General features: G+C 41.2%; 22 protein-coding genes. 14 read left to right on the top strand and 8 right to left on the bottom strand.

The features are described 5' to 3' along the window. The first annotated feature begins 13 nt into the window (after window positions 1-13). Window positions 14-415, top strand: coding sequence for a flagellar export chaperone FliS (gene fliS / locus H9648_RS03545; protein WP_066397945.1), 402 nt, complete (start codon window positions 14-16; stop codon window positions 413-415). Next, window positions 415-765: a flagellar protein FliT gene (gene fliT / locus H9648_RS03540; protein WP_191752503.1), complete on the top strand. Its 351-nt coding sequence runs from the start codon at window positions 415-417 to the stop codon at window positions 763-765. The genes fliS and fliT overlap by 1 nt, the downstream gene beginning before the upstream one ends. A 196-nt stretch (window positions 766-961) precedes the next feature. On the opposite strand, the gene H9648_RS03535 is transcribed toward fliT, so the two are convergent. Beyond that, a complete protein-coding gene (locus tag H9648_RS03535) occupies window positions 962-1,747 on the bottom strand; it encodes an AAA family ATPase (RefSeq protein WP_191752501.1) in 786 nt (261 codons plus the stop codon). Between the two features lie 77 nt (window positions 1,748-1,824). Beyond that, complete coding sequence (locus tag H9648_RS03530; RefSeq protein WP_191752499.1) at window positions 1,825-2,931, bottom strand: citrate synthase/methylcitrate synthase; 1,107 nt, start codon at window positions 2,929-2,931, stop codon at window positions 1,825-1,827. A 114-nt stretch (window positions 2,932-3,045) separates the two neighbouring features. Here H9648_RS03530 and H9648_RS03525 point away from each other — a divergent pair, with 114 nt between their 5' ends. Then, window positions 3,046-3,924 (top strand): LysR family transcriptional regulator, encoded by an 879-nt coding sequence (locus tag H9648_RS03525; protein ID WP_191752497.1) that lies wholly within the window; start codon window positions 3,046-3,048, stop codon window positions 3,922-3,924. 22 nt (window positions 3,925-3,946) lie between these two features. Here H9648_RS03525 and H9648_RS03520 read toward each other — a convergent pair whose 3' ends face one another. Further along, a complete protein-coding gene (locus tag H9648_RS03520; RefSeq protein WP_171005664.1) occupies window positions 3,947-4,210 on the bottom strand; it encodes a YqhV family protein in 264 nt (87 codons plus the stop codon). A 202-nt stretch (window positions 4,211-4,412) separates the two neighbouring features. Between H9648_RS03520 and H9648_RS03515 the strand changes: the two genes are divergently transcribed. Next, window positions 4,413-5,612 carry a DUF819 family protein gene (locus tag H9648_RS03515; protein WP_191752496.1) on the top strand — a complete coding sequence of 400 codons (1,200 nt, stop codon included), beginning with the start codon at window positions 4,413-4,415 and terminating at the stop codon, window positions 5,610-5,612. 40 nt (window positions 5,613-5,652) lie between these two features. Here the strand turns inward: H9648_RS03515 and H9648_RS03510 are convergent, their stop codons facing one another. Continuing rightward, window positions 5,653-6,687, bottom strand: a complete 1,035-nt coding sequence (locus tag H9648_RS03510; RefSeq protein ID WP_191752494.1) for an acyltransferase family protein — start codon at window positions 6,685-6,687, stop codon at window positions 5,653-5,655. Between the two features lie 391 nt (window positions 6,688-7,078). On the opposite strand from H9648_RS03510, the gene H9648_RS03505 reads away from it, so the two are divergent. The 4 genes from H9648_RS03505 (at window position 7,079) to H9648_RS03490 (ending at window position 9,340) form a co-directional block, all read left to right on the top strand. Next, complete coding sequence (locus tag H9648_RS03505) at window positions 7,079-7,276, top strand: cold shock domain-containing protein (RefSeq protein WP_066245425.1); 198 nt, start codon at window positions 7,079-7,081, stop codon at window positions 7,274-7,276. Between the two features lie 240 nt (window positions 7,277-7,516). Beyond that, window positions 7,517-7,717: a cold shock protein CspC gene (gene cspC / locus H9648_RS03500; protein ID WP_066397937.1), complete on the top strand. Its 201-nt coding sequence runs from the start codon at window positions 7,517-7,519 to the stop codon at window positions 7,715-7,717. A gap of 423 nt (window positions 7,718-8,140) precedes the next feature. Beyond that, window positions 8,141-8,695, top strand: a complete 555-nt coding sequence (gene hpf, locus H9648_RS03495; RefSeq protein ID WP_191752492.1) for a ribosome hibernation-promoting factor, HPF/YfiA family — start codon at window positions 8,141-8,143, stop codon at window positions 8,693-8,695. Between the two features lie 162 nt (window positions 8,696-8,857). Beyond that, window positions 8,858-9,340 carry a DinB family protein gene (locus H9648_RS03490; protein WP_225218696.1) on the top strand — a complete coding sequence of 161 codons (483 nt, stop codon included), beginning with the start codon at window positions 8,858-8,860 and terminating at the stop codon, window positions 9,338-9,340. 20 nt (window positions 9,341-9,360) lie between these two features. On the opposite strand, the gene H9648_RS03485 is transcribed toward H9648_RS03490, so the two are convergent. Next, window positions 9,361-11,223, bottom strand: a complete 1,863-nt coding sequence (locus tag H9648_RS03485) for a beta/alpha barrel domain-containing protein (RefSeq protein WP_191752488.1) — start codon at window positions 11,221-11,223, stop codon at window positions 9,361-9,363. Between the two features lie 226 nt (window positions 11,224-11,449). Between H9648_RS03485 and H9648_RS03480 the strand changes: the two genes are divergently transcribed. Further along, window positions 11,450-13,078, top strand: coding sequence for a long-chain fatty acid--CoA ligase (locus tag H9648_RS03480; RefSeq protein ID WP_191752486.1), 1,629 nt, complete (start codon window positions 11,450-11,452; stop codon window positions 13,076-13,078). Between the two features lie 376 nt (window positions 13,079-13,454). Here H9648_RS03480 and H9648_RS03475 read toward each other — a convergent pair whose 3' ends face one another. Next, the gene (locus tag H9648_RS03475; RefSeq protein WP_191752484.1) at window positions 13,455-14,078 is read right to left on the bottom strand and encodes a hypothetical protein; all 624 of its coding nucleotides are present in this window, start codon (window positions 14,076-14,078) and stop codon (window positions 13,455-13,457) included. A 212-nt stretch (window positions 14,079-14,290) separates the two neighbouring features. On the opposite strand from H9648_RS03475, the gene secA reads away from it, so the two are divergent. Both secA and prfB read left to right on the top strand, forming a co-directional pair. After that, window positions 14,291-16,810, top strand: coding sequence for a preprotein translocase subunit SecA (gene secA / locus H9648_RS03470; RefSeq protein ID WP_191752482.1), 2,520 nt, complete (start codon window positions 14,291-14,293; stop codon window positions 16,808-16,810). Between the two features lie 132 nt (window positions 16,811-16,942). Then, a protein-coding gene (prfB, locus tag H9648_RS03465; protein ID WP_225218695.1) for a peptide chain release factor 2 occupies window positions 16,943-18,041 on the top strand; the annotation gives its coding sequence in 2 pieces (ribosomal slippage) (window positions 16,943-17,005 and window positions 17,007-18,041; 1,098 coding nt in all). Window positions 18,042-18,348: 307 nt separating this feature from the next. On the opposite strand, the gene H9648_RS03460 is transcribed toward prfB, so the two are convergent. Beyond that, window positions 18,349-18,501: a hypothetical protein gene (locus tag H9648_RS03460; RefSeq protein ID WP_191752478.1), complete on the bottom strand. Its 153-nt coding sequence runs from the start codon at window positions 18,499-18,501 to the stop codon at window positions 18,349-18,351. Window positions 18,502-18,850: 349 nt separating this feature from the next. Here H9648_RS03460 and H9648_RS03455 point away from each other — a divergent pair, with 349 nt between their 5' ends. From H9648_RS03455 to tatC, 3 genes are all read left to right on the top strand, one after another. Next, window positions 18,851-20,482, top strand: a complete 1,632-nt coding sequence (locus H9648_RS03455; RefSeq protein ID WP_191752476.1) for a PhoX family protein — start codon at window positions 18,851-18,853, stop codon at window positions 20,480-20,482. A gap of 60 nt (window positions 20,483-20,542) precedes the next feature. Further along, window positions 20,543-20,728: a twin-arginine translocase TatA/TatE family subunit gene (gene tatA, locus H9648_RS03450; RefSeq protein WP_066245439.1), complete on the top strand. Its 186-nt coding sequence runs from the start codon at window positions 20,543-20,545 to the stop codon at window positions 20,726-20,728. A 299-nt stretch (window positions 20,729-21,027) separates the two neighbouring features. Beyond that, the gene (tatC, locus tag H9648_RS03445; protein ID WP_191752474.1) at window positions 21,028-21,792 is read left to right on the top strand and encodes a twin-arginine translocase subunit TatC; all 765 of its coding nucleotides are present in this window, start codon (window positions 21,028-21,030) and stop codon (window positions 21,790-21,792) included. 48 nt (window positions 21,793-21,840) lie between these two features. Here tatC and H9648_RS03440 read toward each other — a convergent pair whose 3' ends face one another. Then, entirely contained in the window at window positions 21,841-23,085 is a 1,245-nt protein-coding gene (locus tag H9648_RS03440; protein ID WP_191752472.1) for a helix-turn-helix domain-containing protein, read from the bottom strand. Window positions 23,086-23,107 lie beyond the last annotated feature (22 nt).

Here is a 23,107-nt window from a genome sequence, read left to right as displayed (position 1 = left end):
GTGTTACCTTTACATGTCCATACTTAACGCAAACAAGGCGTATCAAAATAACTCAGTCCAAACGGCGTCTCCCGGCGAGTTGACGCTCATGCTCTATAACGGATGTTTAAAATTTATCGGTCTCGCACGAACGGGGATCGAGCTTAAGAATACAGAACAAAAGAATACGAACCTTTTAAAAGCGCAAAAGATCATTCAAGAGTTGATGGTAACGCTGAATATGGACCTTGAAGTATCGAAGTCACTGATGACGATGTACGATTACATCAATCGTCGTCTGATTGAAGCAAACATTCAAAATGACGTGAAGATCTTGGATGAAGTGGAAGACTATGTGCTAGATTTCCGCAATACATGGAAAGAAGTGATTCAGATCAATCGCCGCATGCAGCATGGCGAGACAGGGCGCGTGTAATGCCTGTCGTAAAAATTCTGCTCGAGATCACGAAGAATCTGTATGATCACGTGAGCGCAGGTCTGCCGAAAGAAGAGCGTGAATCGTATATCGAGCGGTTAAATGAATTACTCGATCAGCGTCAAGCAACAATCAGCAACTTACCTGGCACGTACTCGGAAGACGAACAGCGGATGGGACGTTTGATCGTAAAGATGAATGAGACGATTGATCCACTTTTAACGCGGCAGTTTGAAGAGATCAAGCACAATCTTTCGACGATGAAGAAAAAGAAAGAAAAAAACACCCATTATGCGAACCCGTATCAGTCGGTTTCAGTGGATGGAATGTATTTTGATAAAAAGAATTAACGAAAAGGCACTTGCTGTGGATCAGCGGAGTGCTTTTTTAAGTGGAACCCATTATATCAAGAAAAGTGCTGCTTATATCAAGAATAGTACGCCTCATATCAAGAGTTGGAGGTAAGATATCAAGAAAACCAATAAGGATATCAAGAAAAAATGAAACATATCAAGAATTCTTAAATACCTAAAGTGGCTACCTCTATCACAAATGCCTCAAATACCTCTCTGGACTCTCCAAAAAGCTTTTCGTAATCTGCACATGTTCTAAATTCTCGTAAAGAGTTGGAGTGGGTGGCAAGGAATCGAGACTGATGATTTCTGCACCGGGATAGGCCATTAAGATGGGTGAATGAGTCGCGATAATGAACTGTGCGTTTTGTTGCTCCATCTCTTTTAACATCGATATAAAACTTAACTGTTTCATAGGGGAAAGCGGTACTTCAGGCTCGTCGAGAATATATAAGCCGTTCGGGCGAAAGCGTGATTGAAAGAAATCTAAAAAACGTTCTCCATGTGACCGAAACTCGAGACCATCATTATAAAGTTCCTTGAGTTCAGCGAGCGTTCGATTGTGAGGGAGGGAAGCGAGACTCTTGGCATATGCAGACTTGTCTTTGTACTCCACTTTGATGTTTGCTAATTCTTGTAGCGCCGTTTCCTTCATTTCTGCTGCACGCCTCACAAAGCTAACAAAGTCTTCTGCGTTTAGAAAGAGTCCTTTTTTTGTTTTCACACTCCACGTCAATTTTAACTGCTTGGCTAATTTTTTGATGGCGGCGTTCTCTTTTTCTGACCGATTGATCTGAACAGAACCGGCTTGATCTGCGATTGCCTCGAGCAACGTTGATTTCCCTGTTCCATTTTCACCTACTAAGATGGTGACAGGTTTCTGAAAGTGAAGAGACTCTAAGGATTTAAGAAGCGGAAGTTGAAATGGATATCCTTCTTGTTTCGTATCTTTTCTGTATAGAATTGATTTTAGAATCATGAAAAAGCACCTCTTTCTCAAAGGGTTCTTACTTCTAATTCTACCACTGAGTTTAGAGATGCTTCTATATGGAATGGCTATTCGTTACTTGTAACTTTATCGTGAAACTTTCCTGTATATACGGATTGTGGACGGTAAATCGTGTTGTCTTCTGATTGTTCTAAAATGTGAGCCGTCCAACCGACCATTCGGCTTGCTGTAAAGGTAGGGGTGAATAAAGCAGGATCTAGTTCGATCGCCTTCATAATCGCTGTGGCGTAAAATTCAACGTTCGTATACAACGCTCTACCTGGTTTGTATTCCTCGAGCAACGCGATCGCCGTTGTTTCTACTTGTAGAGCGAGATCTAACCACTCATCTTCACCGACCAACTCTAAAAGTTTTGCTTTTAGCGCAACAGCTCGTGGATCGTGTGTTTTATAAACACGGTGACCGAATCCCATGAGCTTCTCTCCATTCTCCAACTTCCCTCGTATCACTTGTTCAGCACTTCCAGCTTCTCTAATTTCGTCTAGCAAATCGATAACCGCTGAAGGTGCTCCGCCATGAAGAGGTCCTTTCATCGTGCCGATCGCAGATGTTGCGGCTGAAACCATATCCGATTCGGTCGATGCTGTAACCCGAGCAGAAAAAGTAGAGGCGTTCATGCCATGCTCGAGCGTTAAGATCATGTACGTTTCAAGTGCTAGTGTGTGGGCTTTGCTCGGTATTTCACCTGTAAGCATATATAGATAGTTTTCAACATGACTTAACTCTTTCGACGGCTCAACAAAAGGCTTACTATCCAAAAGCCGTGTCCAATAGCAAATGACTGTCGGAACAAGACTCGTTAACCGAATGGCTTGAGAAACGGTTGGCTTCCATCCATAACTGTAGACACCTTCAGAAGAAATGGCCGTTCGGATTACACTCATCATATCCATGTCTGTAGGCAGGTGGTCTAGGATGCTATTTATATGAAGAGGAAGCTCACGATTTCTTATAAGTTCGCTTTTGAGATTTTGTAATTGTTCATCGTCAGGAAGTTCACCGAACCAAAGAAGGTGGGCTACTTCTTCAAACGAAAAACGTGAAGTAAGGTCCCCAATCTCATAACCTCTGTAGATTAGCTTGCCCTCTGTACCATCAATATGACTGATCGCTGTCTCCGCTGCAACGATTCCTTTAAGTCCTTTTTGTATCATAGTTTTCACTCCTTCCATTATTTAGTATCATTGTATAGAATAAAATTGATTTATGATATTAATTGTTTTTAATTGATTTAATAAGAAAAATTAATCAGAAGGGATTGAAGAAAGATGGAGTTCTCTTGGCTACAAACTTTTATCACTGCGGCAGAATGCGAAAATTTTAGAAGAACGTCTGAAATCCTTCATGTTTCTCAGCCCTCTGTTTCAGTACATATTAAAATGTTGGAATCAGAATTAGGGATGGCATTATTTTTACGAGATGGCAGAAGAGTGAAGCTGACGGCGGAAGGGAGAAGGTATCTGCAGCATGCGAGAAAACTGATGGAAGTGTATGAAAGTGGACTAGAGGATCTAAATGCGTTTCAGCAAGGCTATGATACGAAGCTTTGTATCGGAATCTCACCGCTTATAGCCGATACGATTCTGCCTTCTGTTTTGAAACGGTATGTAAAAGCCAATCCCGATGTGGAGATTTCGATAAAAATTATTGATTCAGAAGATATTGAGAGAGCGGTATTAAACGAAGATGTGGACCTTGGGCTTTCTTGTTTAGGAAGTTCACATGCTGAGATTACGAGTCAGATGCTTTATCAAGACAAGATCGTATTAGTAGCACCGCATGATGGGCTGGATTTCGAAGCAGCTCCGCCGCTGGATGAAAAAGAAGTGCTGCTCTCAAACTACCTGCTGACCCATAACCATCCAGGATATTGGGATGATCTTTGCAGACGTGTGAAATCCCGTTATCCCGGCGTTCGGATGATGAAGGTGTCTCAGATTCACATAACAAAACGCTTTATTGCGGAAGGGTTAGGAATCTCGTTCTTACCTCTATCAACCGTAAGAAGAGAGCTGTTAGAAGGACGATTGCTAGAGGTGGACTGTTATTCAGTGGACATTCCAGATGCTCATACCTATGCGTTAACGAAGTACAATCATGGTAAACAAAAAGAGTTTCTGACCTATTTGTCTGGGTACAGGTTTTAGTGCTCCTTTTATTTTAAAACGGCTATCTCTTAATTCCATAAACAATACAAACGACGCCTAACATGATCCAGATTAAGCTACCGAATGATAATTTCGTTGATAATCCATAGATTCCAAGCGTCATCGTTGAGAAAAAGATGATCGGACCGATGATGGAAAGCAGGGAATTGATAACGAGTGCTCGTTCTACCGTATTATAGTGCAGCATGAATAGTGCTGCTGTAATCTCAAGGGTACCGGATAAAATACGAATGGCTGCCATAGCTAGTACGACTTTTTCAATCATTTGCAGCAACGTCCATTGCCTCCTTTTAAACAACTGTTTAATGTTCCTACGCTGTATAGTGCATTATATGTGGCCAAGCTCCGATTAGAAGTATAAAAAAGTTGCTACTATTCCCACTCTTTGCAATTGAAGGACTATACAGGTAATGGTGACTTTTTAGTGTATACTTGTCACTCAAGTTATTTTAAGGGGGAATAGGGATATGTTTGCAACATCGAATGGACCGCTCATTCAAGAACCGATGGCGATTTTTGCTTATCTAGTAGCACTAGTTGGCTTCGTATTCATCTTGGGCGAATCCAAAAACCACATTCTACGGAAGTTTTTCCACTATGCGCCGCCATTGATCTGGACGTATTTTTTGCCGATGATCTCAACGACTCTTGGCATCATACCTTCAAGTTCTGATTTATACAGTTTTGTTTCCGCTTACATACTTCCGGTTGGACTGCTGTTATTGCTTTTATCTATCAATGTAAAAGCGACACTCAAACTTGGACCGAAAGCAATCCTCATGTTTTTAGCGGGAACGGTAGGGGTAATCGTTGGTGGACCAATCGCGCTCGCGATCTTCCAGCCGTACTTACCAGAGGATGCTTGGACAGGTGTAGCTGCATTAGCTGGAAGCTGGATCGGGGGCTCTGCGAATATGGCAGCGCTCGTTGAAGCAGTGGACACGCCAGAACATATTCTGTCACCGATCATCGTTGTTGATACGGTTGTTGGATACAGCTGGATGGGTATCATGATCGCACTTGCTGGGTACCAAGCTCGTTTTGACAAGTGGAACAAAGCCGATAACCGCATCATTGGAGAAGTGAACAAGCAGGTTGGTGAGCTTGAGAAAAAGAATGCTCGTCCGATCGCCGTTCCGCAATTGCTTGCGATTCTTGGCCTTGGTTTTGGTTTAGCGTTTATAGTAGGGAAGTTTTCTGAGAAGCTGCCACAAGGAGATATTCTAAACACTGCTACTTGGACAATCATGATCATCTCTGCGATTGGTATCGTGCTATCTTTTACAAAAGTTCGTGAACTTGAAAATTACGGAGCGAGTATAGTAGGGTACGCTGGGATCTATCTATTGCTAGCAACAATCGGGGCAAAAGCGAATCTGATCTATGTGGTGGAAGCACCTCAATATATCTTAATGGGTATCGTATGGCTTGCCATCCATATTCTTTTCTTGTTTGGAGCAGCAAGGTTATTACGTTCACCTATGTTCTTCGTTGCGGTAGGATCACAAGGAAACATCGGTGGAACAAGCTCTGCACCTGTTGTAGCTTCTGTCTTCCAACCAGCGCTTGCACCAGTCGGCCTTTTAATGGGGTTACTCGGTAACATTGTTGGAACATATGGAGCCATTGTTTGTGCAAAGCTCGCACAGATGGTTTCACAGATGTAAAATAAAACCCCAAAAGATTAATTCTTTTGGGGTTTTATTATTACGCTACTTTTTGTTGTAAAGTTTTTAATTGAGATTGCTTTCTTTTTACATTTCCGATTACATATGAGCCGAATGGCAACATTGACACAATTTTAATGATTGCCATGGAAGCCACTAAAGATATGAAAAATAGGGCAATTACCCTTGAAAATGTACTATCGAATAATTGAGCGATGTCACTTCCAAAATATCGTTGAATTTGCCAATGAATTAAATAAATTCCAAATGAATAATTGCTGATGATATTAATGATTTTAAAGTTTTTAATGAGTTGTCCCCATGCAATAACAGCTGCACTGATAGCAATTGATAGTGGCAATAAATCTATTCTTCGTGAACCAACGCTAGTATATCCTGCTTTGAAAAAGATAAATACACCAAACAATGAAATTATAACACCAACTAGGGTTAGCCATTTGTGTTTATAAAGAAGTGCTGATACTTTTTTGTAATGCTTTCCAATAACATAGGCAATTGTAAAATACCCAAACCATGCTGTGAATGGGATTTTTAATACACCCATATTTTCTTGTACGAAAGCAAAAGTCCCGTTCAGAATTTCAAAATGGAAAATCATTAAAAGAATACTTACTGGAATCAATGCATTTATAGAAATTTTATATTTAGTTACAAAATAATGTAAGACATAGAATTGAAAGATGATAAGAATAAAATATCCCTCAAATTGCCCTAAGAAAATGTTGTTTAGAATCATTTGTTTTAAATCAATTGTACTAGGGTTTAGTTTGTAACTAACTAATGCGTCAATTATCGCAAAAGAAACATATGGAGCAAAAATCCATTTTAGTCGTTTCGTCCAAAATTTTTCTGGCAACTGATCTGGATATCGATTAGCTAAAATGATTTCAGATAATACGATAAATGTAGGAGTTGCATAACATAGTATGGTTCTTAACAATTGGTAGTATTCTGTTTCTGGGAACCCTGTGGCTAATCCTATTTGAGATGTGCTATGCAAGAAAACAATTGATAAGCATGCAATAACTCGTAATAAGTTCCATTCTTTTATCATATAAAATCCCTCATTACATGTTAAATTTATGATTGTTTGATTTAAACTGGCAAATAAATCACATCAGCAAATGTAACAGAATGGGAACTAAGTAAGAACCTTATATCAAATTTTGTAATGGTATTGTTACCGGATATCAACTGTACCGTAATAGACAATGAATAATCTGGAGTAATAGGATATTTCTTCATAAAATGTTTTTCATGTTATTATAGTGAATGTTTTGAGTTTATATTGTATATTTATGCATATCGAGACACGGGGATTTTTCGACAAAACTTCTCATTTTTCGCCAATCTTAAGCCTTTGACAACTTTTTTGGGTATATGTCATACTATAAAGTGTATAGAAAATCTATACAAAGATTCGCATGATGAAGGGATTGTGAAACATGTTAGGAAAAGTAAAATGGTTTAACGCAGAAAAAGGTTTTGGATTTATTGAGCGCGAAGACGGAGACGATGTGTTCGTACACTTCTCTGCAATCAACACTGACGGATTCAAAAGCCTTGACGAAGGTCAGCAAGTCGAGTTTGATATTGTAGATGGAGCTCGTGGGCCTCAAGCGGCAAACGTAACTAAACTATAATTCAAGGTACTATGACCATACTTTTAATCCCGTCTGTTCAGGCAGGCGGGTTTTCATTTCTAGAAAATATTTCATAATATGAATGATTAGTTTGCATCATTTCGCAATCCCTGTTATGATGGTGATAGATTATTTTTGTTCGGCGTAAAAGATTGTATGAGTTTCGACTTTTCTTCTTTAGCAATACTTTGGGCAAGAGTAGCAATATATCGTGTGGTAACGCACTAGGAGGCAACAAACATGGAACAAGGTACAGTAAAATGGTTTAACGCAGAAAAAGGTTTCGGATTCATCGAGCGCGAAAACGGAGACGATGTATTCGTACATTTCTCAGCTATCCAATCTGATGGTTTCAAATCTTTAGACGAAGGTCAAAAAGTAACTTTCGAAGTTGAGCAAGGTGCTCGTGGCGCTCAAGCTGCTAACGTTCAAAAAGCATAAGCTTCGTTATACCAAAACAGGTTCTCTTTAGAGCCTGTTTTTTTATTTGTCTAAAAAATACATAAAAAAACCCCACTCAAGAATCAAGTAGGGGGATGGAACAGGTATTGTAAAAAGTTTAAAGCTTTAAAGGTTACTTCCTAGTATACCACATAGTTTGAAACTAACAGAATGTAAGTCAAATTTATTTTTTTTTACATTAAATCTGAATTGGTAAATAAAAGAAACGGAAATTTTGTTTCGTGAAAATATTTTTTTGAATCGTGGCTGAACGAATCTTTGCCCGGTCTTATAAGGTTTTTAACCATTGTAAAGAATTTGTCGATAGTGTAAAAATATTGTCAAAATATTTTAAATGTTACGGAGGAATTCTTTTGGGGTATATCGAAATATATATACATCACCGAAAGGAGGAGTTAAGTTATGCATTTTAACATTCGTGGAGAAAACATCGAGGTGACTGAAGCCATTAGGGCTTACGTTGAGAAAAAGGTGACGAAACTCACAAAATACTTTAACGAAACTCCAAACTCTGAAGTACACGTCAATCTAAAGGTGTACAACAATGAACAATCTATTGAGGTTACGATACCGATGAAGGGCCTGCTGCTTCGTGCAGAGGAACGTCATTTGGATTTATACGCTGCGATTGATTTGGTGGTAGAAAAATTAGAGCGTCAAATTCGAAAACACAAAACAAAAGTAAACCGTAAATTTAGAAATGCTGAAGGCACAAAGCACATGTTTGCTAACGGTACAGAAGGCGTATCAACGGCACTGTTAGAGGAAGAGGACGATTTCGAGATTGTACGTGAAAAGCGTTTCGATCTGAAACCAATGGACACAGAGGAAGCCATTCTACAAATGGGCTTGCTCGGCCATAACTTCTTCGTTTATAACAACGCTGAATCTGGTGAGATGAACGTCGTGTACAGACGTAAAGACGGCAAATATGGCCTGATTGCAGGAATGAACTAACATATACAAAACTAGACTACACACCCCATGACACTTTTGGGGTGTGTTTTAAGTTTGGAAAGTAAGGTTGCCGATAAAATTAAAATTTCGTCGATATAATTTGAAACTCGCCGATAAAAATGGATTCTTGCCGATATACTCAAAATGAAGGAGCCACTAACCATGAAAAACGATATTCTGTTAAAACAACTCGCAGCGTTTCGTCATAACACGTTAAGCGCTGTAGAAGGCCTCAATGAGGAGGAAGCAGATTTTATTCCCGAGGGTTTCAACAACAACATTCGTTGGAACTTGGGGCATATATTTTTAGATCAGTACGATTGGCTGTATCATAAGGTCCGTGAAGATAATCCAGCGCCGATTCATTATCGAGAGTTATTCGGTTATGGAACGAAGCCAGAGAATTGGCAGCAGACGCCTCCAACGCTTCAAGAGCTTCGTCACCGTTTGATGGAGCAGGTTCAAGTGATTGAGGAGCAATTTGGTCATCGTCTACAGCAAGAATTAGATGAACCAACTGAACTAGGCATGAACACTTTTGCGGAAGTGCTGCCCCGCACGTTTTATCATGAAGGTCTTCATTTAGGAACGATCCTCGCTATAAAAAAAGCGATTCACCTTCAAAAACAAACAGAAGCAAAATGAAAAAAGTGCAGACTCCACGTCTACACTTTTTCTACTTTAGATACAGAAACATCTCTCAACTGAGTTTCACCACAGCGATTTAAATAACCATAAGAGTAAACCAAGCCTACGAAATAGAAAACAAACAATAAGTAAGCGGGTGAAAGATGAAAGTGGTTGTCGTAACCAATCATAAAATGTGTACCAACGCCTGTTAGAAATCCTGGCAAACCGCCGAGCGCCAGTGTCCACCACACCCATTTTGATCCTTCACGATATCCCCACAACGAAATGGTTAACAATAGAAATCCTTCTGAGATCAAAGCACCGCCAAATCCAGCGCGATCGTGTGCAATTAACGGAATTAACTTATCGTTGAAGGCAGTGATTTGTTCAGGTGTAAGTGCGAAGAACATTAAGTCTTCTTTCACAAAAACTCCGTTCATTCCGATGATGGAAATCACGATTCCTGCAGAGAGCAAGCACATACCTGTTATCACAAATAAGCTTTGTCCAAACTGGCTTCTTTTCCATGAAAGCGTGTTATAGAGATTTAACCCTTTTGATCCCGTAGTGAGGTTTCGAGATCGATAAAGCCCATAAAGAAAAAAGGGAAGGATGATTAAATAATAGACAAAGTGAAGCTTGTCAAAATAGCCGAAGCCCATAAAGTAAAAGATGTTTAAGAAACCAAGCGCTGCAGCAATCACATAGGATTTTCTTGCCCAATGTTCACCTTTTCGAATCCCGTGATACGAAAGCTGCATGAACATGAAACCTGCCGAGATCATAACACCTGCCAGACAAATCCGGTCATGAGACATGAAATGAAACAGGTGATGGTTGAATACTTGAATCTCTTCTTTTTGTATACCTAAATATTGTTCATCATACGCTAGAAGAACTTCTGTTAATCCGATGATTAAAGCGATGGTGCCTGCGATGAAAACGCCAAGTCCCATCAGGAAAAAGGAGATCCAACCTGTTTGTTCAGCTGGCTTAGAGATTGGCTGTTGTTCAAATGAAATTCGTTCGTTGATGCGTTTCGGAAGACCTGGTCCGGAATAAACAAATCCGCTATGCAGTTGAACGAGAGAAGCTCCTTCACGAAAAAGTTCCATCGCATCACCCGGTTCATGCACGCCACCAGAAGCAATGATCGGCTTGTTATAAGGTAAAAGCTGTTGAATACTTTCTTTTAAATGATGCATCTCCATCTGTCCGAGTTCAATGCCTTCATCACTTATAATCCCTTCACGAATGATAAATCCATCTACAGCAACATCTTCCGTAACAGACTTCACTTTTTGATGATTAAGTTCTAGCACAAGAGGTTTTAATGTAAATCCCCGAATACGTTCTAAATAGGACGCGCCTTGCACATCGATAATAAAGAAAGCAGCATATTCATCGAGTTTTTGAACCAGCTTCTCGTAATCCTGTAATGTTTCTGCCTTAATCAATATCCCTAGTGGTATTGTCACACTTTTCATAGATTGAAGTTTTATAAGTGCAGCTTCCAAACCCAGATTTTCTTGAAGGTGTTCATACACAAGCGTTTCTTTAACCAAATTCCGTATTATCGGTTTTCCGGATTTTTGCGGCATAACGGTAATCGGTCCTACTTCAATAAAACCAAAACCAAGGTTGGTGAATGCTTGAGTCCCATTCAGATGAGGGTCTAATGCACCACTTATCCCAACAGGTGAAGGAAAGGTGATCCCCGCAAGCTTCTGTTCTAATTCTTTACTTGGCTGCATATGGCCGAAAAATTGTATGACTTTATCACCAAAGTGCAGTTTGGCGAGGGTGTTCATCGTATGTAAAGTGAGATCACGGCTTGTTTCTGATTTCAGGCGAAACAGAAGCGGTTTGAAAAAGGTATGATAAGACCAATCAGGCATAAGAAACACTCCTTTTTATGCCGTTTTTTAATAAGTGTATCGCAATTTCTGGATGAAATTTCAAACTTTTTTCAGCTGGAAAATATTTTTCGTGTTTTTCTTCGTTTTGTTTCACTCTAATCTGATTTAACAGCAGGATTTTGAAGTAGGTAAGGGGAACTAGTTGAGTAACAAGAAAACGCTTACACTAATGACTATGTTTACTATTTAAGGAGGAGAAGTAGTTATGATGATGAATGTGCCTTTTCGAGTTACGAGTATGCTAGAGCATGCGGAGCGGTATTTTGCGAAAAAGGAAGTAACGAGCCGCACCATGTCCGGGATCAGGAAGTTCAGCTACCGGGAGATTGGTGAGCGAACACGCAGGCTTTCGAGCGCGCTAAAACGCCTTGGTGTTCAAAAAGGTGAGCGGGTTGGAACACTTGCATGGAACCACCACCGTCATCTAGAAGCCTATTTCGCCATTCCAGGTGTTGAAGCTGTTCTTCACACGATCAATATCCGACTTTCCCCTCAGCATATTGCATACATTATCAATCACGCCGATGACCAGATCTTGTTCGTAGATCAGGACATCCTACCTCTTGTTGAAGCTCTTAAAGACCATATTCCTAATGTAAAAGCGTATATATTGATGACCGATGAAGACGAGCTGCCGCAATCGCCGCTTCAGCCTCTCTATCATTATGAAAAACTAATAGAAGCGGGCGATCCAGCTTACGAATTTCCACAGGATATCGATGAGAACGATCCAGTCGGAATGTGCTATACATCTGCCACGACAGGAAACCCAAAAGGCGTAACGTACACGCACCGTTCGACCGTGCTTCACTCAATGTCACTGGGACTTGCTGATGGAGGTTCTGTTTCGGAAAGTGATGTTCTTATGCCGGTTGTGCCGATGTTCCACGTTAATGCTTGGGGACTTCCGTATGCAGCAACATGGTTCGGTTCGAAGCAAGTGATGCCTGGACCTCGCTTCACGCCACAGCTTTTAGCGGAGCTCATAGAGATGGAAAAAGTAACCTTTGCTGCAGGTGTACCAACGATCTGGATGGGGCTTCTTCAAGAACTCGAACAGAACACCTATGATACTTCTAGTCTTCGAGCGGTTATTTGTGGAGGATCTGCCGCACCAAAAGGAATGATAAAAACGTTCGAGGAAAAACATAATATCCCGTTCATGCACGCCTATGGTATGACAGAAACGAGTCCACTTGTAATCGCAACGCGACTGAAAACGTATCAAGCAGATCTGGACGATGAAGCGAAATTTGATTATAAAGCAAAACAAGGTTATGTCGTTCAAGGTGTTGAGATGAAAGTAATCGGTGCGAACGGGGAAGTGAAGTGGGACGGCCACGAGATGGGCGAGCTGTTGCTGCGTTCGAACTGGATAGCGGACGAATATTACAACGATGATCGAACAGAAGGGACGTTCAATGATGGCTGGCTTCATACCGGGGATGTTGTTACGGTGGATGAAGAAGGATTCGTGAAGATCGTCGATCGGACGAAGGACCTTATCAAGAGCGGGGGTGAGTGGATATCGTCCGTTGATCTAGAGAATGCGATCATGGCGTTTCCGGATGTTTTTGAAGCGTCTGTTATCGCTGTTCCTCATCCAGAATGGCAGGAACGACCACTCGCATGTGTCGTGCTGAAGACTGAGGCAAAAGGTAAAGTGCCAAAAGAAGATATTGTGGAGTTTTTGAGGCCGCAGTTTGCGAAATGGTGGATTCCAGACGATATCGTGTTCATGGATGAGATTCCAAAAACTTCCGTTGGTAAGTTTTTAAAGCGGACATTGCGTGATCAGTTGAAAGATCATTATATGACGACGGCAAAATCGTAAAAATGTATGCAGGGAACTTCTCAAAGTTGAGAAGTTCTTTTTTGTGCGAAGTGAAAGAGAATAATCATCTATAAATTTGTGAGCTATAGGAAAAAGTACGTATCTGATGGACACAAAGTTGTTATGTCTGCCTCAAAAATACATCAGTAAATATATTCACGGATAACTGCTTTTTATTCACGGTAATTTGCAATATATTCACGTATAACAGCAATAATTTCACGGATAAAATTTTTTATCGAAAGTTCGACAAAGAGCACTTTCTATCTCCTGGATCCTTCAGTCGAATCAACACTCAAACGACTCGATATCACATCATTTTAACAAACAAAAAAACACCACCCTCTGCATACCACGAGAACAGTGCCCAATCTACCTATTCTTTTATTTCTTTCTCAATCCATTTACCTGTTTCCGTCACATCCCAATAATCACTTGCTTTATAGTCGTTTAACGATATATCGAGATCGTGAAAAATGCGGTGAACGCCTTTTAGTGGCTCTACACTCTCAGAACTTTTACTTTTCTCAATTTTATCAAGAGCGGTCTCGATGTCTGCCTTTAATGGACCCGCAACATAGGGCAGAATCTTATTCCGTATATCGATCTCTATTTCATTTAATACAGGTGTATGTGTGTCTATGTTATATTTCGACCATTTATCATAGCCGAGCTCACCGTTCCAAAATTCATGAATCACATTGATTCGTCTTTGGATCTCGGTCTTTGGAACTTCTATGGTTGGCTTGAAGAGAGCTGTACCACTTGATTTTTCGGCGTCCGTTAATTCCTCGTCAGACGGTGCATCTACACTCGCTGCAGAATTCGGACCAAACAGTGAATAATATCCCCATGTGCCAAGGCCACCGATGATGAAGAAGCTGAGAGCGAGGGTAAGAATGATCGTTTTGCTTTTTTCACTTCGCTGCTTATTTTGCTGCAGCTGCGCTTCTTGTCCTTGCCCAGCGTTATCTGTCCTGTCTAGATCTGTGTTTTCCATTCAGAACCTCCCCCGTCCATCTTTATATTATTTTACCAAAATTTAGTCCGTCAGTCTCTATGAAAGTGTCAAATTTTTCACATATATAGGAAGTTTCTTTACGATGAATGCTACAATTTCGATGAAAAGATTTGGGATTTCTTGTGGCTCGTTTCACAAACTGGTAGAATAGAAGTGGTATATAATTTTCGAGAACAGGGAGCGTTATTCGGATGATTAGCATTTTGAAAAAGATTTTTCCAAGTTCCAATGACCGAACGTTGAATAGATACGAGAGAATTGCGGAAAAAGTGGAAACGTTAGCTGAAGAGTTTAAGGCTTTAAATGATGAAGCTTTGGCGAACAAAACGGCTGAGTTCAAGAGCCGTATCGAAAAAGGGGAATCTCTGGATGACCTTCTCCCTGAAGCGTTTGCGACTGTGCGTGAAGCATCAGCTCGTGTATTAAACATGCGTCATTATCCTGTACAGATTATGGGTGCGGTTGCGCTTCATGAAGGTAACATTGCAGAGATGAAAACCGGTGAAGGTAAAACGCTAGTTGCGACAATGCCTATTTATTTGAACGCACTAGATGGCAAAGGTACTCACGTTGTTACAGTCAATGAATATTTAGCTAGTCGTGACTCTGAGATCATGTCGCCGCTATACAATTTCTTAGGCTTAAGTGTTGGGTTGAACGTATCTGACCTTTCAAAAGAAGAGAAGCGTGATGCGTACGCAGCAGATATCACATATGGTACGAACAATGAGTTCGGCTTCGATTATCTGCGTGACAACATGGTTGTTTATAAAGAACAGATGGTTCAGCGCCGTAACTATGCGATCGTCGATGAGGTTGACTCGATTTTAATTGACGAAGCGCGTACACCGTTGATCATTTCAGGTTCTGCCCAAAAATCAACACAGCTCTATCAGATGGCGAACATGTTCGTGCGTCAGCTGAAAAAAGAAACAGATTATACAGTAGATGAAAAGACGAAGAACGTTCAGCTTTCTGAAGAAGGTATCAACAGAGCGGAGCAGATGTTCTCGATCGATAACTTATATGATTATCAGCACGTAACACTGAATCACCATATTAACCAAGCGTTAAAAGCGAACATCATCATGCAGCGTGATGTGGATTATGTCGTTCAAGATGGCGAAATCGTTATCGTTGACCCGTTCACGGGACGTCTGATGGCTGGTCGTCGTTACAGCGATGGTCTTCACCAAGCGATCGAAGCGAAGGAAGGTTTGGAGATTCAACGTGAGAGCATGACACTGGCGACGATCACATTCCAAAACTACTTCCGTATGTACAATAAGCTTGCTGGTATGACCGGTACAGCGAAAACGGAAGAAGAGGAATTCCGCAACATCTACAACATGGATGTTATCTGTATTCCGACGAACCGTCCGATCGCGCGTGATGACAGAGCAGATCTTATTTATAAAACGATGCAGGGCAAGTTCAAAGCGATTGCTGCTGAAATTGAAGAGCGTCATAAAACAGGACAGCCGATCCTTGTTGGTACGGTTGCCGTTGAAACCTCTGAACTCCTTTCACAGCTTTTAACGAAGCGTAAGATCAAGCATAACGTGTTGAACGCGAAAAACCATGAGCGTGAAGCAGAGATCATCGAAAATGCTGGTCAGCTTGGCATGGTTACGATCGCAACGAACATGGCTGGTCGTGGTACGGATATCAAGCTTGGTGAAGGAGTTATTGAAGTTGGCGGACTGCACATCCTTGGTACTGAGCGTCACGAATCACGTCGTATCGATAACCAGTTGCGTGGTCGTGCGGGTCGTCAAGGAGATCCGGGTTCATCTCGTTTCTACATCTCGATGGAAGATGAATTGATGCGTCGATTCGGTTCTGACAACTTGATGACGATGATGGAGCGTCTTGGCATGGATGAAGAGACGCCGATCGAGTCTAAAATGGTTACAAAAGCCGTTGAATCTGCACAAAAACGTGTAGAGGGATCGAACTTTGATGCTCGTAAACAGCTTTTACAATATGACGATGTTATGCGTCAACAGCGTGAAATCATCTATGCACAGCGTCAAGAAGTGCTAGATGCTGAGAACTTAAGTGATATCGTTCTTCGTATGATCGATTCTACACTTGAGCGAATCGTTACCGTTCATACACCTGAAGCGGAAGTTCAAGAAGAGTGGAACACGAAAGAAATCGCCGATTACGTGAATGCAGTTATGTTCACAGAGCCGACGTTTACAGAAAAAGATCTATTCGGTCTAGATCGTGAAGAGATTATCGAGAAGATTCAAGCGAAAGTACACGCGGCGTTTGCTGAAAAAGAAACACAGCTTCCTGCTGAACAGATCGCAGAGTTCGAAAAAGCAGTAATCCTACGTTCAGTTGACAGCAAATGGATGGATCACATCGACCAGATGGAACAGCTTCGTCAAGGGATTCACCTTCGTGCATACGGTCAGAACGATCCTTTGCGTGAATACCAGTTCGAAGGCTTCGAGATGTTTGAAGCGATGGTTGCTGCAATCGAAGAGGAAGTTACAACGTATATCTTAAAATCTCAGATCGAGCAAAACATGCAGCGTGAACAAGTGGCTGAAGGTAAAGCCGTTGTTCCTAGCGATAAACAAGATACAGCGAAAAAGAAGAAACCGGTTCGTAAAGCACAAGACATCAAGCGTAATGATCCTTGTCCATGCGGAAGCGGAAAGAAATACAAGCAATGTCACGGAGCTGAACAAGAATAGGAAGTTGCGTGAGTGAAGAGAGTCTTTTTATAGGCTCTCTTTGCGCTTGTAATCAGACGTTAATAAGGGTTAATTTTAACAGCGTTCGCATATTTTAAAGATGGAACAACTATAAGATGAGGTGCAAAGACTATGGATTTAGTAGAAGTTAAACAGGAATTAAACGTTATTGAAAAACGTATCAACGACTTTAGGGGGTCTCTTTGACCTCGATACAAAGAAAGCGCGTATCGCAGAACTAGATGAAGAGATGAGTGCACCCACGTTTTGGGATGATCAGAACGCCGCACAAGTCGTAATTAATGAAGCGAACGGGCTGAAAGAACAAGTGAACGAGTTTGAAGAGCTTGCTTCAGCTTATGAAGATCTAGAGATCGCACACGAGCTTGTAAAAGAAGAAGCGGACGAAGATCTTCAGAAAGAACTTGTAAAAGATCTTAAAACCTTGATCACGAAACTGAATGATTTTGAGCTTCAGCTTTTATTGAACGAACCGTATGATAAAAACAACGCGATCTTAGAACTTCACCCAGGGGCGGGTGGTACTGAGTCTCAAGACTGGGCGTCGATGCTGCTTCGTATGTACACCCGTTATGCGGAGCGCCAAGGGTATAAAGTTGAAACGCTCGATTACTTACCAGGTGACGAAGCAGGGGTGAAATCTGTAACACTTAGCATTAAAGGTCATAATGCTTATGGCTATTTGAAGGCTGAAAAAGGGGTTCACCGTCTTGTTCGTATCTCACCGTTCGATTCTTCAGGCCGTCGTCACACGTCATTCGTTTCGTGTGAAGTGATGCCAGAGATCACAGATGATACGGAGATCGAGATCCGTACAGAGGACCTTAAGATTGATACGTATCGTGCGTCTGGAGCAGGTGGTCAGCACGTTAACACGACTGACTCTGCTGTTCGTATGACACACATTCCAACGAACACGGTCGTTTCGTGTCAAACAGAGCGTTCGCAGATCAAGAACCGTGAGCGTGCAATGAAGATGATGATGGCGAAATTGGTGCAGCGCCGTTTGGAAGAGCAGCAGGCACAGTTGAATGAAATTCGTGGTGAGCAGAAGGAGATCGGGTGGGGAAGTCAGATTCGCTCTTATGTTTTCCATCCTTATAGTCTTGTGAAGGATCACCGGACGAATACTGAGGTTGGTAATGTGCAGTCTGTTATGGATGGCGAGATCACGCCGTTTATTGATTCTTATTTAAGGTCTAAGTTGTAAAAAAACTTTTTAGTTTGGTAATGCTTCGAGGTTTTTGAGAGAGGTTGATCTGCGCTCCAGGTGCTTCGCTTTCCGCGGGGCGGGCGGTGAGCCCCTTGCCGCTTTGCGCCTTTAAGGGTCTCCACCTGCCCACTCGTCCCGCAGGAGTCTCACACCTTCCTCTACAATCAACTAGTCGAGGTGTTAAGAACAAAAAATTTAGTGATTTGCATATAAACATCAATAATCAACCTTCAGTAAAAAAAAGAATAAAAATAAAAACAAAAACAAAAACAAAACTTCCGGACTTTTTGCTTCCGGAAGTTTTTTATCGTATGTGTGTGAGATCTCCCTCTTGTACGAGCTCGATCTTTCTAGGTTGTCCCTCTGTTACGATCTCCACGTTTCCATTGTCATAAATCCAAACGACTTGATACTCCTGGCCGTTATAAATAACGAAACTCCCCACTTCTATCTGCATCGTTTCACTCCTAATAATGCTCTCTAGTTAATTATACCTATCCAAGTTGGAATGTGTATTGGGAAAAAACATGGAAATCTGTCTACTTTAGTATAAAGTAAATTTCCCTATTTTCCCAACTTATATTTTCTATAACAGAAATCTTCACCAGTTAAAAGGTTTGATGTGGTAAGTATCTCTTTGGAAGTTCTATCGTTAGCCATGTTCATTTTATGTCGGGTGATGCCGCAACTTTATAAAAAACTAAAAATTCTTAAACGTTTGTTTAAATCCTCTACATAGTGGCTTAACATTTCGACAGTATTCTTATAGGTGCAACATCAATTTTATGGGTCTAGGGGGAAATAACATGGAAAAGAAGCCATTGGATAGAAGAACCTTTTTAACATACTTGGGTACAGGCGCAACGGCACTTGCTGCAGCTACTACAGGGTTAGGTGCTTTATCAGAGACAGCAAATGCTCAGTCAGATAGCTTAATGCGCATGAAACCTCGTAAAAAAGGGTTTAAGTTTCACCCGATCGCACCAACGGATAAAGACGATCTTGTTCTACCAAAAGGATATAAATATGAAGTGATTGCATCTTATGGTGATGTCATTAATAAAAAAGGTGACACGTTTGGATTCAACAATGATTTTACGATGTACTTTCCAATTGACAAATCCAGTGAACATGGTTTGCTATGGGTAAATCATGAGTATACGAACCCATTATATGTAGAAGGTGAAAAAGTAAACGATAAGTATACTCCTGCTCAGATCGAGAAGATGCTCTACAATCAAGGCGGTTCTATTATTGAAGTGAAAGTGAAGAACGGCAAGTGGGTAATGGAAAAAAATTCGATTTACGCACGACGTGTAACAGGACTTACACCTTTCGTACTAACAGGCCCAGCGAAAGGTACGTCAGCTGTAAACGGTGCAACTACGGCACAAGGAACGTTTGCAAACTGTTCTGGCGGACGTACGCCATGGAACACCGTATTATCGTGTGAAGAAAATTTCGAAGATACTTCAAAAGCAGCTAACCTCGATCAAACGCATTATGGCTGGGTGATTGAAGTCGATCCTTTTAACCCGAACTTTAAAGTAAGAAAGCACACGGCTCTTGGACGCTTCAACCATGAAAATGCAAGCGTTGGAATCTCGAACGATGGACGAGTCGTTGTTTATATGGGAGATGACAAAAAGGATGCTTGTGTGTACAAGTTTGTGAGTAAAGGCAAGTATGCTGCAGCAAAAGGGAAAGACAACAGCAAGCTTTTAGAAGAGGGAACACTTTATGCAGCAGATCTTGCAAACGGCAGATGGCTTCCATTAACGATCGAAGCTGTTCGTGAAAAAGCAGCAGGGAAAGCTGACCTTTTAGAAAAGTTCAAAACACAGGGCGATGTAGTGGTTAACTCACATGATGCTGCAATCCTTCTAGGCGCTACACCGACAGATCGCCCGGAAGATGTGGAGATTTCACCACTTGATGGGACAGTATTCATCGCACACACGAACAACGACAAACACGGCAACATTCACGGTCACATCACACGCTTTTTTGAAAAAGACGAAGATCATGGTGCAGAGAGCTTTGAATTTGAGATCTTTGCAGCAGGAGGTCGTCAAAGCGGATTCAGTGCACCAGACAATCTAACGTTCGATTCAAATGCAAACCTTTGGACAGTAACTGATATTTCTTCAAGTAAGCTGAATTCTGGTGCGTGGACAAGCTTTGGTAACAACGGTATGTTCATGATTCCTACGATCGGCCGTGACAAAGGAGAGGCGTTCCAGTTTGCATCTGCTCCAAAAGAAGCAGAGTTAACAGGACCATCTTTCACCCCGAACGAAAAAACGTTGTTCCTAAGTATTCAGCACCCTGGTGAAGAAACGAAAGATAAAGCTAATCCTACAAGCACGTGGCCGCAAGTTCGAGGTGGCAACACGCCACGTCCATCTGTTGTAGCTATTACTGGTTTCAAGTTTTAATTTTTTGAGACAAGAAAATAAAATCACAAATGATCACCAAAATTTGAGGAGGCGATCTACATGGGTTTCACAAACATCGGAGTACCAGGCTTGATCTTAATCTTAATCATTGCGCTTATTATTTTCGGACCATCTAAACTGCCAGAGATCGGACGAGCATTCGGAAGCACGCTTCGCGAGTTCAAAAACTCAGCAAAAGACCTCATGTCTTCGGATGAAAAAGAAGAAAAGCCGCAGTCTAAATAAAGAAAAATGGAAGATGCGGGCGCGGTTAGAGTCCGCATCTTTTTGTTTGAATGTAAAGTTGGGGTGAGGGTATTGAATCGTTTATGCTAGTCGAGTTTTGTAGACTCGCCGATAAATGTGCCAAACTCGCCGGATTATATCGAAAACTCGCCGTAATAATGGCAAAATTTCTAGGATTATTATTAAAATTTCTCGAAATAATTCCCTGAATACCCTAGCACGTATTAGTGAATGTAAGTTTTGAGAGTTATTATTTCGAAAACCAGAACCGCTAATTAAAGAAAGGAGGCTGTATGGTGATGAAAGCTGAAGATATGTACTTCGTTGAACACCTTGGTGAGCTTAGAAAACGTATTATTATCACGCTCGCCGTATTCATAACCGTTCTTTCTGTTTCATTTTTCTACGTTCAGCCGATTTATGACTGGCTGATTCGTGATTTGGATCAGCAGCTTGCTGTTCTTGGGCCAAGCGAGATTTTATGGGTGTATTTTATGATATCTGGTGTCATTGCGATCGCGTTCACCATTCCGGTTGCCGCGCATCAGACGTGGATGTTCATCAAACCGGCATTGAGTAAGAGAGAGCAGAAGGTGACGCTGTCCTATATTCCAGCACTATTTTTCTTATTTGTACTAGGTTTATCATTCGGATATTTTATCGTGTACCCAATGGTTTTAAATTTTCTGTTGAGCTTATCGGAAGGGCACTTTCAAACGTTCTTCACTTCAGAAAAATACTTTAAGTTCATGATGAATCTAACGCTTCCGTTCGGCTTTTTGTTTGAGATTCCGTTAGTGGTTATGTTCCTAACGTCGCTTGGCATCTTAAATCCACACGTCTTAACAAAAGCTAGAAAAGTCTCGTACTTCGGACTTGTGGTCGTTGCTGTCTTGATCACACCGCCAGACTTAGTATCAGATTTCCTAGTCGTCATCCCACTACTTGTCCTCTATGAGATCAGCATCATGCTGTCACGCGTGGTCTATAAGAAGAAGCTCGCGAAAGAACAGCTCGCCATGGAAGAAGAAAATAAGGTCGTGCAGATGAGACGTCCTTCATAAAAAACGAAAAAGGAAGCCCACTACGGCTTCCTTTCTTTATGTACTTTTTTAAACAAACTGATTCGTACGTCGATTCTTGTCCGCAATGTATTTGGCATATTCATTCGCCCGGCAAACATCGCCATTTTTATTATAAAAATCAAACAGAATGATCTCATAGTGTTCAGCGGGTAAAACATAACCTAGTTTCTTAAGATGTGGATACAGTTCTGTTTCAAGGTAGTCATGATATTCGTCGTTTTGCTTTTTTAATCGATAGATATGCATCTGAAAGAAGTGAACAAAGGTTGTGCTTCCGTTCTCTTGAGCTGTTTTCAACCCTCTTTCGGCGAGCTGAAGAATGTTTGTAGCAGGTTCTTTTCCTAAAAGAGTTGCCGCGTTCACATATCCCTCGAGAGAGCCTAAGTAGTTAGAAGTGCTAGGATCTTTTAGCTGCATCGATTCTTTGTAGTACTGACACGCATCTTCAAAATTGCCATGAAGGATCGAGTGATAGCCGAAGTTGTGAAGAAGAAGCGCTTTTTGTTTCTCCAAGCCGAAGTTCTCACACATTTCGATCAGTTCTATATATTTTTCGTTTTGAGGGCCGCTAGTTGGCTCTTGTTCGATTTGAATTAACATGAGCATTTCGGTTTCAATCACTCGAGCGTAGCAGTGCGATTTTTCAAAGTAACTAAGTGCTTTGCTAGCGTAATAATACGAAAGCACGCGAGAATTGGTAGAGTGATAAGCGACGGCCATATGATAATAATATTCCGGGTTGTTGTAGAAGGTAGGATCGACCTGTTTTAAGAGATCGATCGCTTCGTAATAATCATGCTTCATTTGAAGTCCATAGATCCCTTTAATATGCAGAAGCATGCTTTTATCACGATGTGAGAGTTCAGTCCACTTATCCATCTCTTGAAGAAGCGTTTCTACTTTCCCTTGCTGTTCCGTCAGTATGTAATAACGTGTTAATAAAAGGGTGTGGGTGCGATAAAAATCTGGAATCTGCAACAAAGCAATCTGTTCGAGTTGCTTCTTAATGGTTTCTGTTTTAACATCCAGCTTCATGATGATTGCTTCTTCCCACTTTTTTAAGAGAAGTTCCACGTTTCTGTACAAATTCATCTCATTTTGAATATCGATCTGTAGTCGGTCGGCTAAAAACTGGATCGTTTCGTCGGAAACCTCAGTCAGGCCACGTTCGATCTTACTCACATGTGTCCCTGAACAAATTCCGTCTCCGAGCTCTTTTTGTGTCATATTTCTAAGTTCACGATAGAATTTTATGATTTTTCCTTCAAGCATGAGATGACCCCCTATCTCTTTT

It is taken from the genome of Fictibacillus norfolkensis (assembly GCF_014836645.1).
In the GTDB taxonomy this organism is placed as follows: domain Bacteria; phylum Bacillota; class Bacilli; order Bacillales; family Fictibacillaceae; genus Fictibacillus; species Fictibacillus norfolkensis.
This window is presented reverse-complemented; position numbering and strand designations above follow the sequence as displayed.